We start from the raw sequence: 16,531 nt of genomic DNA on the forward strand, positions 1-16,531 counted from the left end.
CGTGGACCCGCCCGACGTGAAGTCCGATTCCCGCTGGTCGAACCGGCCCCGAGAGGGGCGTACCGGGAGAGGATGGAGGCATGACCAGACGCCACACCACGCTGACGACGCCGCTCGGCGAGCTGCTCGTCGTCGCCGAGGGTGACGCGCTCGCGGGCATCTACTTCCCCGGCCACTGGCATCCGCCGGCCGCCGGCACGATCGGCATCGAGGTCTCCGCGCTCGACGATGCGCTCATCACGCGGCTCGGCGTCGAGCTCGACGAGTACCTCGCCGGCGAGCGAACGGTGTTCGACCTGCCCACCGCGCCCGACGGCGACGAGTTCCAGCACGTCGTGTGGGGAATGCTGCGCGAGATCCCGCTCGGCACGACCGTCAGCTACGGCGAGCTCGCCGACCGGCTCGGCGACCGCAACCTCGCCCGGCGCGTCGGCAACGCGGTCGGGCGCAACCCGCTCAGCATCGTCGTGCCGTGCCACCGGGTCGTCGGCGCCGACGGATCGCTCACGGGCTACGCCGGCGGCCTCGAGCGCAAGCGGTTCCTGCTCGAGCTCGAGGGCGCGCCGGTCGTCGCGCAGGCGCGGCTCTTCTGAGCCGACAGGCCGGGTGGCCGGGACGGGGCTGATTCCCCACACCTTCTGTTGCGGAATGCAATGCTCAAGCGTAGCGTTGCATATGACAACAGAAGGAGTCGGGTCATGGTCGAACGCGTCACCCGCGACGAGCACGCCGCAGCGATCCTGCGCGAGCTCATCGTCATCACCCGCCGCGGCGTCGCCGACGCGCGCACTGCGCACCTCAGCCTCAGCATGACCGACCAGTCGATCCTGGGGTTCATCGTCGACCACCCGGGATGTCGCTCGGTCGACATCGCCGAGGCGTTCCGCCTCAACCGCTCGACCGTGTCGCGCCAGCTCGCGGGCCTCACCCGCCTCGGCGTCGTCAGAGAGGTCGCGGATGCCTCGGGGCGGGGCCGTCCGCTCGAGCTGACCGACGCGGGATGGTCTGCGTACGACGAGGCGATCGAACTGCTGCAGGGCGTCGTGGGCCGCCATCTCGACGGCTGGAGCGACACCGAGGTCGCCCGCTTCGCCACCGACCTCACCCGGTTCAACGACGCCGCCGCCGACGGCGACCGGCCGAGGCATCCCGGCGCCGACGACGGAGACCAGCGCGCCGGCTGACGCGCGCCGCCCCACGAGGGCACCGACCCCACGCCCCACGAGGGCACGACAGGAAGAAGGAACACCATGACCGCAGTGCAGCACGTGACCGTGCTCGGAACCGGAGTGCTCGGCTCGCAGATCGCGTACCAGACCGCGTTCAGCGGGCTCGAGGTCGTCGCGTACGACCTCGACGACGCCGCGCTCGCCGCCGCGAAGGAGCGCTTCGAGAAGCTCGCCGCGACCTACGTCGCCGAGGGCGTCGCCGGCGCCGCCGACGGTGCGGCGCAGGCCGCGCTCGCCCGCGTGAACTACTCGGCCGACCTCGCAGCCGCCGTCGCGAACGCGGATCTCGTCATCGAGGCCGTGCCCGAGAGCATCGACATCAAGCGCGCCACGTACGAGAAGCTCGCCGCCGTCGCGCCCGAGCGCACGATCTTCGCCACCAACTCGTCGACGCTGCTGCCGAGCGCGATCGCCGACGCGACCGGGCGACCCGACCGGTTCCTCGCGCTCCACTTCGCGAACCGCATCTGGGCGCACAACACCGCCGAGATCATGGGCACGCCCGCCACCGACCCGGCCGTCTACGCCACGGTCGTCGAGTTCGCGAAGGCCATCGGCATGGTGCCGATCGAGATCAAGAAGGAGCAGCCGGGCTACGTGCTCAACTCGCTGCTCGTGCCGTTCCTGTCGGCGGCGGGCCAGCTGCTCGTCGACGGCGTCGCAGAGCCCGAGGCGATCGACGCGACCTGGCGCATCGGCACCGGCGCGCCGATGGGTCCGTTCCAGATCTACGACATCGTCGGCCTCACGACCGCGTACAACATCTCGATGATGGGCGGCCCGAAGCAGCAGGAGTTCGCCGCGCTCATCAAGGAGCGCTACATCGACCAGGGCAAGCTGGGCGTCGCGACGGGCGAGGGGTTCTACCGCTACGACGCGTGACCGCGCCGGGACGACCCCCGGCGGTCGAGTAGCGACGCAGGAGCGTATCGAGACCCCCTCGTGAGGCCTCGATACGCTTCGCTACTCGACCACCGGAGCGAGCTCAGTCGAGCAGATGATCCAACGCTCGCCCCATCCATTCGGCTCGAACATCGGCGTCGTCGATGCCCTCGAACCCGAACCCGGTCATGAGCGAACCCGGTGTCGCCACCACCGCCGCCTCGGGGAACCCGGCGGCCGTCGTGATGATGAAGTCGTTCGGGTTCGGCGCGCTGCCGGGCGGCGGGCCGCTGATCTCCCAGCCGCCCAAGTCGCCGTTCTCGAACGACGTCGTGCCCTCGCCGGTCGAGGTCGAGATGTCGTCGACGAAGACGCCGAGCCCCTGCGTCGACCAGTCGCTGATGTACGAGATCGACACCTCGACCTGGCCGTCGGCGTAGTCGGCGAGGTCCACCGTCCACTGCCGCCAGCCGCCCGAGCTGCCCGACGCGGCGTTCCAGTCGCCCGTCGTGCCCGACGGCGTGCAGGTGCTCGCGTCGGCGTCGTACGTCTGGTAGTGGTCGAGCTGCGGATGCAGCTCACGCCAGCCGGCCGGGCAGCTCTCGCCGACGCGGTCGGATGTGCCGCCGCCCAGGTCCGGCAGCGTCGTCCAGTCGTCCTGGCCGGGGGTGTGCGCCTCGACCGCGACGTGGTCCCAGCTCTCCTCGGTGTCGTACGACGTCCAGAACGAGAGCTGGGCGCCCCCGGCCGGCACGTCGATCGTGCGGGTCAGCCGCTTGTACGACACGTCGCCGATCTGCGAGTACGCGTACGCGTCACCCGTGTGCGGTTCGAACGGTCCGCCGGTGCGATCCCAGCGGCCCGCGACCCAGCTGTCGAACTGCGGGTACTGCTGCGGGTTCAGGATGCCGCTCGTCGTGATGAACGAATTGCTGTGATCCTGGTTCGCAGCGCTGTCGGCGCCGCCGAAGCCCCAGTCGAGACCCGTGAGCGGCGTGTCCACGCCGAGCACGTCGAGGAGTCCGCCGTCCTCGGTGGTTCCCGCGTCGTCGACCACCAGGTAGGAGCCGAGCCAGTACTGCAGCGTGTCGTTCATGCCGTCGCCCGACCCGCCGAGCGTCCGGCAGCGCGGCGCCACCGCGGGATCGGTGCACAGTGCGTTGTCAGCCGTCGGATCGTACGCATATGCCCCCGCGTACTGGGTGCCGGCGTACTTGCCGGTGTAGAGCACCTGGCCGCCCTCGTTGAGGAAGTCGCGCACCTCGAGCGTCTCGTCCATCGCGAGGCGCGAGGCGGTGCCGGCGCCCCAGCCGGGTTCGCGGGTGATGACGTCGTCGCCCGTGTACCAGATGACGGCGTCGTAGTGGGAGAGCACCCCGAGGGCGTCGGGCGCCGTCCGGCCCCGGGCATCGACGTCGTAGACGTCGTAGCCCGTGCCGTTCGCGTCGAGCGCCGCCTCGTAGTAGTCGAGGTACTTCGGCTCGGTGACGTCCTGCACGGGAGACGCGCCCGTGTAATCCTCGGCGGAGAGGATCAGCACGTCGTCCGTGGACTCCTCGACGGCCTCGTAGGTGAACGAGTCGCTCGACTCGCCACCGCCCTCGAACCAGACCTTCACCGTGTCGCCCGGGGCGGTGCCGGTGACCACCCCGCTCATGATCCGGTAGTACGCACCCGTCTTGCCGCCGTAGCGCTCACCACCGGTCCACTCCTCGGTCGTCGCGCTCACCGGGTCGCCGCCGTTGATCGAGTACTTCAGCGTGACGTCGCCCAGGTCGCGCTTCGCGATGACGCGCACCTCCTGCGGGTCGCCGTAGGAGGTGCGGAACGTGAAGTCGGCGAGCGGCAGGCCGGCCTTGTAGGTGTCGTCGCTCTTCAGGTAGAAGGGCTTCGTCTCGAGGCCGAGGTGCGACACCGGGTCGTCGGGGTCGGCCGCCGACTTCGCGACATCCATCGCGAACGGCAGGGCGCGCTCGAACTCGGCCTGGATCTGCGCCTCGTCATCGGGGAACACGAATCCGCCGCCGTCGTCGCCTTCACCGAGTTCGGGCGTCCATGCGAGCGTGCCGCGCTGGGAGTGCGCGTAGTCGGTCGTCTCGCCGTTCGTCACGTACAGCACGTCCGACGAGAGGCCGGGCTCGAAGTCGGGGATGGCCGGGGCGTCGCGGTTGCCCGAGAGCGCGTAATAGATCGGGTCGTCGGCGGTCGGCGTCCCCGTCTGCCAGCCCTCGGCGTAGAGCAGCCACTGGCCGAACGAGTGGTAGTTGACCTGGAAGGAGAAGTCGGCCCGGTCGAACAGCGACATCATCGCCTTCGTCTCGGGCTCGGACCCGGCCGACGGGCCGCGGTACGTGTCGCTCGAGATCTGCGATGACGACCCCTCTTCGTCGTAGCCGAAGTGCTCGGGGTAGTTGCGGTTCGGGTCGACGCCGTCTGCGCGAGTGATCTGGCCGTCGCCGTCGTTGTCGCGCAGGTTCTTGCGCCACAGCCGCTCGTGGTCGAACGTGTACTGGTAGCCGTCGGGGTTCGCCACGACGAGGAACCAGAACTCGTTCTGCTTGAGCAGGTTCTTGACCTCCTGGTCGCCGCTCCGCCACCCGTCGACGAAGTGGTGCAGCAGGCGGCGGTTGACCTCGGTCGAGATCCACTCGCGGGCGTGCTGCGTCGAGCTGTAGAGCACCGCGGGTCGGGCGCCGTCGGGCATGGCCTTCGCGGCCTGCGTGACCTTCAACGCGATGAGCTCGCGGCCTTCGTAGGTGTGCCCGAGCACCTCGAGCTTCACCACGTTCGGGTTCTTCTTCGCGAGGCTGTACAGCTCGTCGCGGATGCCGCCCTTCTCGTCCCATGACCGGAACACGTTGTAGCCGGAGGCGGCTTGTTCCTCAGCCAACTGTCGTGCGGACTTGCCGTCCTTGTTCTTCTTGACCGCGACGTCGACGCCGCGGGCCTTGAGGCCCTTCGCCTCGTCGGCCGTGAGCACGAGGTCGACGCTCACCCCGGCCTCGGTGACGGTGCGGTTCGCGACGTCGAACCCGGCCGCGGCGATCTGGGCGGCATCGTCGCCGCTGACCAGGGCCGTGTACATGTCGAGCGCGCCGTCGTCCTCCGCGGCGTTGGCAGCGACGGGACTCAGCATCCCGACGGCCAGCGCGAGCGCGGCGGCCACGAAGACGGCGCGGTTGCGAATGGAGCGATTTCCAGCCATGAGTGGACTCCTTCGGCCCGTCTGCGGCCGAGGGCGGATCGTGGCGACTCGTCGTTCTCCCCATCGTCGTCACGCCTCAAGCGCTCGCTGCGGACCCTAGGGCACAGCCTTCCGCGACGTGAGCGCGGCTGTCAAGGCGATCATGAGGATTACTCGTGAGAAAGTCGGTGACGTCAGCCGGCCGCGGCATCGCCCCGGCGGGGCTTCCGCCGCGGCTCGTCGAGACCCATCCGCACGCGCGTGCGACGGCGCTCGATCACGATGAACGCCGACCCGAGGATCCACAGCGGCATCTGCGTGAGGAACGCCATGCGGAACGCCTCGAGGGTGTAGGTCTCGGGCGTGCCGGCGCCCTGCAGGTCCATCGCGAGGCCGATCAGGAAGATCGCGATGAGGCCCGCGATGAACCCGCCGCCGTTCACGATGCCCGTCGCGGTGCTGAGCCGGTGACTCGGATTGTGCGTGCGGGCGTGGTCGAACGCGATCATCGACGCGGGGCCGCCCGTTGCGAGCGCGAGCGCGAGCAGGAACAGCAGCCAGATCGGCGCCGGCCCCGGCCACGCGATGACGATGAGCCAGGCCACCGCCTGGATCGCGATCGTCGGCAGCACGAGCATGCGAGAACGACGAAGCGGATGCCGCGCCGAGAGCGCCCCCATCACCGGCCCGACGAGCATGCCGAACACGACGAATGCGCTCACCACGAGCGACGCGGTCGCCGGTGAGAGCCCTTCGCCCGCGGTCAGGAACGGGAAGCCCCACAGCATCACGAACGCGGTGCCCGCGAACGGGGTCGTGAAGTGCGACCAGAACGCGAGCCGCGTGCCCGGGTGGCCCCACGACTCGCGGAAGCCCTGGCGCAGGTCAGCCGACGAGCGCACGACTGCGATCGCCCCCGTCTCGGTGTTGACCGAGACGTCGGCGTCGCTCGTGGGCGGGTGGTTGCGGATCACCGCGAAGGTGAGCACCGCGAAGAGCGCGCCGAGGCCCGCGAGGCTCCCGAACGCGACCGTCCAGCTCGTGGCGTGGAGCAGGGCCGCCATCGGCAGCAGGGCGAGCAGCTGGCCGGTCTGGCCCACGATGCCCGTCATCTGCACGACGAACGGTGCCCGTTGCTGGGGGAACCACGTCGCGACGACGCGCAGCACGCTCGGGAAGACGGCGGCGTCGCCCGCACCGAGCAGCACGCGCGCGAGGATCGCCGTGCCGACATCGGTCGAGAGGGCCATCACGAGCTGCCCGACGGCCATGAGCACCATGCCCGCCGTCACGATCGGGCGCGCGCCGAACCGGTCGAGCAGCAGGCCCACGGGGATCTGCATGCCGCCGTACACGAACAGCTGGATGACCGCGAACATCGACAGCGTCGAGGCATCCGCATCGAACCTGACGGCGGCGTCGGCGCCGACGGCGCCGAGCGAGGTGCGGTTCGTGACCGACACGACGTAGGCGGCGACCCCGACGCCCCAGACCAGCCAGAGCCGCCAGGGGCGCACGGGCTGGGGGAGGATCGTCACCGATCCATTCTCTCCCTGGTCGGCGCCGTCATCGAATCGGTTCGACGTACGGGGCCGCCGAACGAGCAGGAGCGGACGCCCCGAAGGGCGCCCGCTCCCGCGTGATGCGACTCGTCGCGCGACTACTCGCTCGACTCGACGATCTCCTCGGCCATGCCCTTCAGCAGCGCCGACTCGGGCTCGGCCTCGCCCGACACGATCGTGCTGTCGCCGAGCGCCTCTTCGGCGTCGAGGTCGGTCGCGGCCTGCTCGAACTGCGAGTTGTAGAGGCGGTAGTACGCGCCCTTCGCGGCGATGAGCTGGTCGTGGTCGCCCTGCTCGACGATGTCGCCGTGCTCCATCACGAGGATGAGGTCGGCGTCGCGGATCGTCGAGAGGCGGTGCGCGATGACGAACGAGGTGCGACCCTCGCGCAGCGCGGCCATGGCGTGCTGCAGCAGCAGCTCGGTGCGGGTGTCGACCGAGCTCGTCGCCTCGTCGAGGATGAGCACGCTCGGCTGCGCCACGAACGCACGGGCGATCGTGATGAGCTGCTTCTCACCGGCCGAGACGTTCGACGCGTCCTCGTCGAGCACGGTGTCGTAGCCCTCGGGCAGCGAGTGCACGAACCGGTCGACGTACGTCGCCTTCGCCGCGGCGACGATCTCGTCGTCGGTGGCGTCGGCGCGACCGTAGCGGATGTTCTCGCGGATCGAGCCGGCGAACAGCCACGGGTCCTGCAGCACCATGCCGGTCTTCTCGCGCACGTCGTGGCGCGTGAGGTCGGCGATGTCCTGGCCGTTGAGCAGGATGCGACCCGAGTTCAGCTCGTAGAACCGCATGATGAGGTTCACGAGCGTCGTCTTGCCGGCACCCGTCGGACCCACGATCGCGACCGTCTGCCCGGGCTCGACCCGGAACGACAGGTCCTTGATGAGCGGGCGGTCGGGGTGGTACGAGAACGCGACGTGGTCGAACACGATCGTGCCGTCACCGTCGACCGGCGCCGGGGCGTCGGCCGCGTCGGGCTCCTGCTCGTCGGCGTCGAGCAGCTCGAAGACACGCTCGGCCGATGCCGTGCCCGACTGCACCACCGCGGCCATGCCGCCGAGCTGCGACAGGGGCTGCGAGAACTGCTGCGAGTACTGGATGAACGCCTGCACGTCGCCGAGGCGCAGCGCACCGCTCGCGACCATGAGGCCTCCGAGCACGGCGATGCCGACGTACTGCAGGTTTCCGATGAAGGTCATCGCGGGCATCATGATGTTCGACAGGAACTGCGCCTTGAAGGATGCCTCGTACAGCTCCTGGTTCTCGGCCTTGAACGCCTCGCGGCTCGAGGCCTCGCGGCCGTACACCTTGACGAGCGCGTGGCCCGAGAACGACTCCTCGACCCGGGCGTTGAGTCGGCCGACCTTGCGCCACTGGGTGCCGAAGGCCTTCTGCGACTTCGGGCCGATGACACCGAAGATCACGCCCATGAGCGGCAGCGAGACGAGCGCCACGAGGCTGAGCTGCCACGAGATCGAGAACATCATGATGAGCACGCCGATGACGGTGAGCACGTTGGTGAGCGCGCTCGAGAGCGACTGCTGCATCGTCTGCGTGATGTTGTCGATGTCGTTCGTGACCCGCGAGATCAGCTCGCCGCGCTGCACCTTGTCGAAGTAGCTGAGCGGCAGCCGGTTGATCTTCGCCTCGACGTCTTCACGCAGCTGCCACATGGCGCGAACCATGATGACGTTGACGACGTAGCCCTGGATCCACATGAGGATCGACGACGCGAAGTACAGGAACAGCACGAGGATGACGACCTGGCTGAGCGCGACGAAGTCGATGCCTTCGCCGGGCACGAGGTTCATCGCCTCGACCATGTTCGCCTGATCGGTCTGGCCGGCGGCGTTCAGCTGGTCGACGACCTGCTGCTTGGTCACGCCGGGCGGCATCTGCGCCGAGATGAAGCCCTCGAAGATGAGGTTCGTCGCCTCGGCGAGCACCTTCGGCGCCCACACGGTCATCACGACGCCGATGGCGCCGAGGACCGAGGCCACCGTGAAGCCGAACGCGTGCGGCTTGAGGAGGCCCAGGAGCCGGCCGAACGACTTGCGGAAGTTCGCGGCCTTGCCCGGTGCGACGCCGCCGCTCCAGTCGTCGGCATTGAGGCGGGCCTGCTCGGCCTGCTCGAGTTCGAGCTTCTCTTCTTCGGTCAGCACCGGCTCGGCGACCTTGGAGTTCTTGTCGGTCATCGTGCGGCCTCCACTCCGAGCTGGGATTCGACGATCTCGCGGTAGGTCTGGCACGTCTCGAGCAGCTGCTCGTGCGTGCCGATGCCCACGGCGACGCCATCGTCGAGCACGACGATGCGGTCGGCGTCGGTGATCGTCGACACGCGCTGCGCGACGACGACCTTGGTCACGTTGGGCAACTCGCGCCACAGGGCCTGCCTGAGCCTCGCGTCGGTCGTCAGGTCGAGCGCCGAGAACGAGTCGTCGAACACGAGGATGTCGGGCTGGTGCACGATCGCGCGCGCGATCGCGAGGCGCTGGCGCTGGCCGCCCGAGACGTTGGTGCCGCCCTGGGAGATCTTCGCCTCGAGCTGCCCCTCCATCTCTTCGACGAAGTCGCGACCCTGTGCGATCTCGAGTGCGTGCCACAGTTCTTCGTCGGTGGCGTCTTCGCGCCCGAAGCGCAGGTTCGACGCGACCGTGCCGGTGAAGAGGAACGGCCGCTGCGGCACGAGGCCGATGCTCTTCCACAGGAGGTCGAGATCGGCTTCGCGAACGTCGACGCCGTTCACGAGCACGGCGCCCTCGGTCGTGTCGAACAGGCGCGGCAGCAGCGACACGAGCGTCGTCTTGCCGGCGCCGGTCGAGCCGACGATCGCGAGCGTCTCGCCGGGCTCGGCCTTGACCGTGATGCCGCTGAGCACGGGGTGCTCGGCGCCCGGGTAGGTGAAGCCCGTGCCGCGGAACTCGACGGTGCCCGGGGTCGGGAACGTCGAGACCGGGTTCGCCGGGCGCTCGAGCGTCGACTTCACGTCGAGCACGGCGCCGATGCGCTCGGCCGACACGGCGGCGCGCGGGATCATGATCGTGATGAAGCTCGCCATCATGACGCCCATCAGGATGAGCATGACGTACTGCATGAAGGCGAAGAGCACGCCGATCTCGGTGTTGCCGTCGTCGACCTCGATCGCGCCGAACCAGATCACGCCGACGAGCGTGACGTTGAGCACAAGCATGACGAGCGGGAACATGAGCACGAAGAGCGATCCGACCTTGCGGCCGACGACCATGATGTCGGTGTTCGCCTCGCGGAACCGCGCCTCCTCGATGTCTTCGCGCACGAACGCGCGCACGACGCGGATGCCCGTGAGCTGCTCGCGCATGATGCGGTTCACGCCGTCGAGCTTCTGCTGGTACGAGCGGAACAGCGGCACCATGCGCCAGATGATGAGGCCGGCGACGATGAGCAGCGTCGGCACCGCGACCGCGATGATCCAGCTGAGCCCGACGTCGACCGACAGGGCCTTGTAGATGCCGTAGAACGCCATGATCGGGGCGGCGACGAGGAACGTCGAGCCCATCATCGCGAGCATCTGCACCTGCTGCACGTCGTTCGTGTTGCGCGTGATGAGCGATCCCGGCCCGAACGTCGAGACCTCGCGCTCGGAGAAGCCCGACACGCGCTCGAACACGTCGTCGCGGATGTCACGGCCGAGCTTCATCGCGGCCATCGCGGCGAACCACGTCGCCACGAGCTGCGTGACGATCTGCAGCAGCGACATGGCGAGCATGACGGCGCCCGACTGCCAGATGACCTCGGTGTCGCCCTTGGCGACGCCGTCGTCGATGATCTGCGCGTTGAGCGTCGGCAGCTGGAAGTTGGCGTAGGCGGCGACGATCTGGAAGGCCAGCACGCCGAGTAGGAGAGGCCAATAGGGCCTCAGGTATCTGAACAGGAGTCTTCCGAGCATGTGATCTCCAGGAATCGCGAACGGCGTTGGCCTCGGTCATGACGGGTGCGTGCGCGCACGACCGCGGGCAGGGATGTTGACCCATGTGCCCGGCAGCATCGTCGCACCCCCGTCCGACAATGCAGCGTTACAGCAAAACACGCGCCCACCCGGGACGCAAGCGGACCGGGGCATCCGACCCACTCCGTTCACCGAGGGCGAAATCCGACGCGACCTGCGGGTCTGTCGGCGGGTCGAGGAGGAGCGCAGCGACGTGGACCGAGCGGGTTGAGGAGGAGCGCAGCGACGTCTCGAAACCCCGCGCCCGACCGACGAGAATGACCGTGGAGGTCGACGATGACACTGACGCACGAGGTGCAGAACCAGGTTCCGCCGCGCACCGGGGTCGACGAGTACGCGGCGAACGCGCCCCTCGTCGAGGCCGTCGAGATCTGGGGGCGGGATGCCGCGGCCGGCGCCGCACGCGCGCCCGAAGCATCCGCACCCGATCTCTCGGCCATCGGCCGTCTCGTCGGCTCGGAACCATTCCAGCGCGACGCGGAGCGCGCGAACACGCACCCGCCCGTGCTGCACACGCACGACCGCTGGGGCCGCCGCATCGACGAGGTCGAGTACGACGACGCCTACCACCGCGTCATCGGGGCGGCCGTCGCCGCGGGCGCGCACACGGGCGCCGCCGTGGAGCCGGGCCCGGGGGCGAACGTCGACCGTGCGGCGGCGTTCCTCTTGTTCGCGCAGGTCGAGCCGGGCCACGCCTGCCCGGTCTCGATGACCCACGCGGCGGTGCCGACGCTCGAGCTCGCGGCATCCGGCCTTCGAGACGACTGGATGCCGCGCCTCCTGAGCCGCGCGTACGACCCGGCCCTCGGCGGGTCCGGCGCGCCGAAGGCGTCGGCCCTCATGGGCATGGCGATGACCGAGAAGCAGGGCGGCTCCGACGTGCGCGCCAACACGACCCGTGCCGAGCGACGCCCGGGCGGCGGGCTCGCGCCGGAGTGGGGAGCCGAGTACGCGCTCACCGGGCACAAGTGGTTCTGCAGCGCACCGATGAGCGACGCGTTCTTCGTGCTCGCGCAGGCGCCGCACGGGCTCAGCTGCTTCTTCGTGCCGCGCGTGCTCCCTGACGGGTCGCGCAACGTGTTCCGCATCCAGCGTCTGAAGGACAAGCTCGGCAACCGGTCGAACGCGTCGAGCGAGATCGAGCTCGACGGCACGACGGGGTGGCTCGTCGGCGACGAAGGACGCGGGGTCGCCACGATCGTGCAGATGGTCACGCGCACCCGCCTCGACTGCGTCATCGGCACAGCGGCCGGGATGCGGCAGGTCGTCGCCGAGGCTGCCTGGCACGTGCGGCACCGCAGGGCGTTCGGGTCGCTGCTCGTCGACCAGCCCGCGATGGCGGCGGTGCTCGCCGACCTGGCGATCGAGTCGGAGGCGGCCACGTGGACGGCGATGCGGCTCGCGCGGGCGTTCGATTCCGACGCGGATGCCGCGGCCCAGGGTTTCCGCCGGCTCGCGACGGCCGTGGCGAAGTACCAGGTGTGCAAGCGGGGTGCGGGTCACGCGGCCGAGGCGCTCGAGTGCCTCGGCGGCAACGGGTACACCGAGGCGTTCCCGCTCGCGCGGCGGTATCGGGAGCAGCCGCTGCTCGCGATCTGGGAGGGGTCGGGCAACGTGATCGCGCTCGACGTGCTGCGGGTGCTCGCCCGTGAGCCCGAGGCGTTCGAGGCGTTCTTCGCCGAGGTCGGGCAGGCGGCGGGAGCGTCACGCGTGTTCGACGACGCGTTCGCCTCGTCGCAGGAACTCGCACGCTCGATCGCCGCATCGCTCGCCGCTGACGGGGGAGCGGGTCCGGGCGCGGGCGCGGGTCTGGCTGCGCTGCGGGCGCGGGAGCTCACGGAGCGCCTCGCCCTCGTGCTGCAGGCCTCGCTGCTCGTGCGCTTCGCGCCCGAGCCGGTGGCCGACGTGTTCGTGCGAACGCGCCTCGGCGGCGAGGGCGGCATGCAGTACGGCGTGCTCCCCGCCGACGTCGACCTCGCGGCGCTCGTCGCCCGCGCCTGAGGGCGGTGATCGCGTCGTCGGTCGAGTAGCGCGCGACGAAGGAGCACGCGTATCGAGACCACCCCGCGCACACCTCCGCTGGTTGACGAGCGCCGACGCGAAGCGGCGACGCGTCTCGAAACCCCAACGACCGGCTCGAGCGGCGGGGGCGGCGCCGGCCCCGCGGCATCCGCCTCAGATCGGCCGGTAGTACGCGACGATCACGCCCTTCGGGGTGGTCACGCTGCGGGTGAGTTCGAGCCGTTGATACGTGCGCCCGAACAGGCGTGTGCCGGTGCCGAGCACGAGCGGATGCATGATCAGCACGTACTCGTCGATGAGGTGGGCGGCGGCGAGCGAACGCACGAGGTCGCCGCTGCCGAGGATTCCGAGGTCGTCGCCGTCGGTCTGCTTGAGCTCGGCGACCGTGTCGGCGGCGTTGCCCGCGAGCAGCATCGAGTTCTGCCACGGGAGGTCGAGGTTCGGGTTGCGTGACACGACGAACTTGTCGGCCGCGTCGAGGAATGTCGTAAACGGGTTTCCGTCGGTCTGGTGCGGCCAGAACGCGGCCATCGTCTCGTAGGTACGACGCCCGAACAGCATCGCGCCCCCTTCGCCCATGCCGGCCGACATCTCGGAGGCGAGCACATCGTCGCTGTCGGGGACGGCCCATCCGCCGTACGGGAAGTGGCCGCGGAGGTCCTCCTCGGGACTCGCCGGCGCCTGCATCACGCCGTCGAGCGAGACGTGGTTGGTGACGGTGATCCGGCGCATGCCTTCATCTTGCGCTCGTCGCAGGGGTGCCGCCAGCGGTTGATTCGGCTCCGTCGGTCGAGTAGCGGCTCGGTGTCGTCGGTCGAGTGGCGTGCGGTTCTCGTCGGCCGGGCAGCGCTGCCGGAGGTGACGCGTATCGAGACCCGGTGTCGTCGGTCGAGTAGCGCCGCCGGAGGCGACGCGTATCGAGACCACGGACCGGATGTTCCCTCCCCGGAATCGCGCCACGACTCTGCTTCACCACCGGTTCTCGACGGGCAACACCCCGGCCCTGCGCCTGTGGATAACCGACTCGCGCCCGTTTCCGCCTCGCCTAGGGTGGTCGCCATGTCGTTCTCACGCCCGCGGGTTTCCGCGCTCGCCGCAGCCGGTCTCGCCGGCGTGCTGGTGCTCGCGCTGAGTGCGTGCACGCCCGAGCCCGAGCCGAAGCCCACGCCGACCGCGACCGCGAGCGCCGCCCCGATCTTCGCCTCCGACGAGGAAGCGCTCGCGGCGGCGGTGGAGGCGTATGAGGCGTACGAGCGAGTTTCGTATGAAATTGCAGCTGATGGCGGGAACGATGCGGCCCGAATCGCAACAGTGACAACGTCACGCTACGCGGCAGAACTTGAGGACGAGTTCGCGCAGTACACCGACGCCGGCATTCGTGCACAAGGCGATGTTGATCTCGACTCCTTCGAACTTGTGAAACATAGAGAGACTGCTGACGGCGTTGAGATCTCGATCTATGTGTGTCGAGACGTCTCGGGCGTGCGCGTCTTGGACGCGAATGGAAAGGACGTCACGCCTGCTGATCGCCCAGACGTCACGCCGCTTCAGGCATTCCTAGTGAGTGAAGAGCGGCAGTCTGAGCTACTTGTGGACAGAGTTGACCTGTGGTCCGGCGCAGATTTCTGCTGACGATCGGACCGCTTGTTGGCGTTCTGCTTGCGGTCGGGGCCGTCGCCGCTCCCGCGAACGCATGCAGCCCGGCGGCCGGCTTTGTTGGGTGTAGGCCGGAGGTAAAGGGTGATGTCGGTGACGGTCAGGCAATCCTGGACGCACTTGTAGACCCACCAAAGCCTTCGCTCGATCCAGTTCCGGTCGGCACAGACGCTGGTGGGCCTGCCACAGACGCTGGTGAGGTGGTCGAAGAAGACCCCGGCCCGCGCGGCTCGACCGACGTGTGGTCGGGCGACAACTGGCAGCAACTCTGCGGCGCGAACTTCGATGGCGACTGTTCGCGACTGACCCAGCCTGCGCCTCCGTCGGCTCCACCAAAGCCGGGCGGTCCCGTCGTCATCACCCTGCGCGACATCGCCTCGTTCCGGCCGACTCCGCCGGCAACCGTGATGGAGCCGAAGGGTTGGGCGGTCGTCGGCCTTCCGGCGAACTTCGTCGCCGACGCCGAGGCGCAGGTCGTGTCGGGCACCCTGCTCGGTCGCACCGCCGAGGTGCGGTTCACTCCCGTCGGATACCGGTGGACGCACAGCGACGGCGCCGTCGTCGAGAGCGCGTCTCCGGGGGCGACGTGGTCGGAGCTCCGGACGAAGGAGTTCACCGAGACCGCCACGAGCCACGTCTACGCGTCGACCGGCGAGTACACCGCGACGCTCGAAGTCGTGCTCTCCGCCGAGTACCGCTTCGGCGGCTCGGGCTGGCAGTCGATCGCGGGCGTGCTCGCGGTGGCGGGCGATCCCGTGCCGGTGCTCGTCGGCGAGGTCGACACGGTGCTCACGAACGGCGACTGCCGGGCGAATCCGTCCGGCCCGGGCTGCTGACCCACGGTCCGGGCCGACCCTCGGTCCGGGCCCCGGCGCGAACGTCTTACAGGATGATCCGGTCGGTACCCCCGTATTCGACGGTACCGGCCGGCTCATCCTGTAAGTGCGGCGACAGCGTGGCCGAAGGCTCGCGAATCGCGCGCTCACCCCACCGCATCACCGCCACACGAACGGCGGATGCCCGCCGGGCACCCCGCCGATCGCGACCAGCCGGGCGAGCCGGACGGCGCCGTCCAGCGGCGACCCCGCCGGCGCGACGAGCGTCGCGTCGGGCGCGAGCCGCGCGAACTCGGCGTGGAACGCATCGTTGAACGTCTTCCCCGAAGCGAACACGCCGCCCACTCCGGCGGCGCGGCGGGGGAGTGCCGAGTCGAGCGCTGCCGCGAGCGTGCCGGCGACGAGGGCACCCGCCGACGACATGATGCGAACGGATGCAGCGTCGCCGAGTTCGGCGAGCCCCGAGACGTCCGCCGCGAACCCCGCGAGCACGGCACCGCGGTCGTCTCGGGTGTAGAGCTGGCCCGGCCAGGTCGGGGCGGGGCCGAAGCGCGACTCGGCGGCCGACAGCAGCGCCGCGGCATCCCGATCGAGGCCGTCGTGGGCCATGATCGCGGCCTTGAGGCCCTCGATGCCGATCCACGCGGCCGACCCGCGGTCGTCGTAGAGGTGTCCCCACCCACCGACCCGGCGCCAGACGCCGTGCAGGTCGGTGCCGAGTGCGATCGCACCGGTGCCGACCGCGACGACAGCGCCGGGTGCACCCCCGAGTGCGCCGAGGTGGGCCGTGACGGCGTCGATCGCGACGGCGACGGGGGCGCCGCCGGCTGCGTCCGAGAGTGCCGCGATCGACGCCGAAGGATTCGCGACGAGCGACGCGAGCCCGGTCGCCCCGATCGCGACGGCCGCGATCGACGTCGGTGCGGCCCGGTCGACCTCGGCCCGAGCCCGCCGGATGAGCTCCACCGCAACCGACAGCGCAGAACTCCCGCCGCCCGAGATCGAGACCTGCGGCCCGTCGAGGCGCACGCGCCCCTCGCCGAAGCCGCCCGAGAGCGGTTCGAGCGCGGCGCGGCTGCCGGTGCCGCCGATGTCGATGCCGAGCACGACTTCCAACTGTTCGGAAGTTTCTTGCAAAACTGGCGCCATTCCCGAATACTACTTCCAGA

At 69.7% G+C, this 16,531-nt stretch carries 12 protein-coding genes; 6 read left to right on the forward strand and 6 right to left on the reverse strand.

Features of this window, described 5'->3' with window-relative positions; all coding sequences use genetic code 11:
- Window positions 1-80 precede the first annotated feature (80 nt).
- From MUN74_RS12350 to MUN74_RS12360, 3 genes are all read left to right on the forward strand, one after another.
- Entirely contained in the window at window positions 81-593 is a 513-nt protein-coding gene (locus MUN74_RS12350; protein ID WP_244852544.1) for a methylated-DNA--[protein]-cysteine S-methyltransferase, read from the forward strand.
- A 105-nt stretch (window positions 594-698) separates the two neighbouring features.
- Window positions 699-1,184: a MarR family winged helix-turn-helix transcriptional regulator gene (locus tag MUN74_RS12355; protein ID WP_244852546.1), complete on the forward strand. Its 486-nt coding sequence runs from the start codon at window positions 699-701 to the stop codon at window positions 1,182-1,184.
- A gap of 66 nt (window positions 1,185-1,250) precedes the next feature.
- Window positions 1,251-2,111 (forward strand): 3-hydroxyacyl-CoA dehydrogenase, encoded by an 861-nt coding sequence (locus tag MUN74_RS12360; protein ID WP_244852547.1) that lies wholly within the window; start codon window positions 1,251-1,253, stop codon window positions 2,109-2,111.
- Window positions 2,112-2,214: 103 nt separating this feature from the next.
- On the opposite strand, the gene MUN74_RS12365 is transcribed toward MUN74_RS12360, so the two are convergent.
- The 4 genes from MUN74_RS12365 to MUN74_RS12380 form a co-directional block, all read right to left on the reverse strand.
- Complete coding sequence (locus tag MUN74_RS12365) at window positions 2,215-5,316, reverse strand: M14 family metallopeptidase (RefSeq protein WP_244852549.1); 3,102 nt, start codon at window positions 5,314-5,316, stop codon at window positions 2,215-2,217.
- Window positions 5,317-5,489: 173 nt separating this feature from the next.
- Window positions 5,490-6,833 carry an MFS transporter gene (locus MUN74_RS12370; RefSeq protein ID WP_244852551.1) on the reverse strand — a complete coding sequence of 448 codons (1,344 nt, stop codon included), beginning with the start codon at window positions 6,831-6,833 and terminating at the stop codon, window positions 5,490-5,492.
- Window positions 6,834-6,955: 122 nt separating this feature from the next.
- The gene (locus tag MUN74_RS12375) at window positions 6,956-9,058 is read right to left on the reverse strand and encodes an ABC transporter ATP-binding protein (protein ID WP_244852553.1); all 2,103 of its coding nucleotides are present in this window, start codon (window positions 9,056-9,058) and stop codon (window positions 6,956-6,958) included.
- Window positions 9,055-10,788 carry an ABC transporter ATP-binding protein gene (locus MUN74_RS12380; RefSeq protein ID WP_244852555.1) on the reverse strand — a complete coding sequence of 578 codons (1,734 nt, stop codon included), beginning with the start codon at window positions 10,786-10,788 and terminating at the stop codon, window positions 9,055-9,057. Before MUN74_RS12380 ends, MUN74_RS12375 begins: the two co-directional genes overlap by 4 nt.
- 336 nt (window positions 10,789-11,124) lie before the next feature.
- On the opposite strand from MUN74_RS12380, the gene MUN74_RS12385 reads away from it, so the two are divergent.
- Window positions 11,125-12,849, forward strand: a complete 1,725-nt coding sequence (locus MUN74_RS12385) for an acyl-CoA dehydrogenase family protein (RefSeq protein ID WP_244852556.1) — start codon at window positions 11,125-11,127, stop codon at window positions 12,847-12,849.
- 174 nt (window positions 12,850-13,023) lie between these two features.
- On the opposite strand, the gene MUN74_RS12390 is transcribed toward MUN74_RS12385, so the two are convergent.
- A complete protein-coding gene (locus MUN74_RS12390) occupies window positions 13,024-13,602 on the reverse strand; it encodes a dihydrofolate reductase family protein (RefSeq protein ID WP_244852558.1) in 579 nt (192 codons plus the stop codon).
- A gap of 327 nt (window positions 13,603-13,929) precedes the next feature.
- On the opposite strand from MUN74_RS12390, the gene MUN74_RS12395 reads away from it, so the two are divergent.
- Entirely contained in the window at window positions 13,930-14,502 is a 573-nt protein-coding gene (locus MUN74_RS12395) for a hypothetical protein (RefSeq protein WP_244852560.1), read from the forward strand.
- 224 nt (window positions 14,503-14,726) lie between these two features.
- The gene (locus tag MUN74_RS12400) at window positions 14,727-15,362 is read left to right on the forward strand and encodes a hypothetical protein (protein WP_244852562.1); all 636 of its coding nucleotides are present in this window, start codon (window positions 14,727-14,729) and stop codon (window positions 15,360-15,362) included.
- 159 nt (window positions 15,363-15,521) lie between these two features.
- Here the strand turns inward: MUN74_RS12400 and MUN74_RS12405 are convergent, their stop codons facing one another.
- Complete coding sequence (locus MUN74_RS12405) at window positions 15,522-16,469, reverse strand: N-acetylglucosamine kinase (RefSeq protein WP_244852563.1); 948 nt, start codon at window positions 16,467-16,469, stop codon at window positions 15,522-15,524.
- Window positions 16,470-16,531: the final 62 nt, after the last annotated feature.

The organism is Agromyces sp. H17E-10 (genome assembly GCF_022919715.1).
GTDB lineage: Bacteria > Actinomycetota > Actinomycetes > Actinomycetales > Microbacteriaceae > Agromyces.

Excerpts from the sequence above, each read along its gene's own strand:
- MUN74_RS12350 (WP_244852544.1), top strand. The coding sequence starts at position 81 with ATGACCAGACGCCACACCACGCTGACGACGCCGCTCGGCGAGCTGCTC.
- MUN74_RS12355 (WP_244852546.1), top strand. The coding sequence starts at position 699 with ATGGTCGAACGCGTCACCCGCGACGAGCACGCCGCAGCGATCCTGCGC.
- MUN74_RS12360 (WP_244852547.1), top strand. The coding sequence starts at position 1,251 with ATGACCGCAGTGCAGCACGTGACCGTGCTCGGAACCGGAGTGCTCGGC.
- MUN74_RS12365 (WP_244852549.1), bottom strand. The coding sequence starts at position 5,316 with ATGGCTGGAAATCGCTCCATTCGCAACCGCGCCGTCTTCGTGGCCGCC.
- MUN74_RS12375 (WP_244852553.1), bottom strand. The coding sequence starts at position 9,058 with ATGACCGACAAGAACTCCAAGGTCGCCGAGCCGGTGCTGACCGAAGAA.
- MUN74_RS12380 (WP_244852555.1), bottom strand. The coding sequence starts at position 10,788 with ATGCTCGGAAGACTCCTGTTCAGATACCTGAGGCCCTATTGGCCTCTC.
- MUN74_RS12385 (WP_244852556.1), top strand. The coding sequence starts at position 11,125 with ATGACACTGACGCACGAGGTGCAGAACCAGGTTCCGCCGCGCACCGGG.
- MUN74_RS12390 (WP_244852558.1), bottom strand. The coding sequence starts at position 13,602 with ATGCGCCGGATCACCGTCACCAACCACGTCTCGCTCGACGGCGTGATG.
- MUN74_RS12395 (WP_244852560.1), top strand. The coding sequence starts at position 13,930 with ATGTCGTTCTCACGCCCGCGGGTTTCCGCGCTCGCCGCAGCCGGTCTC.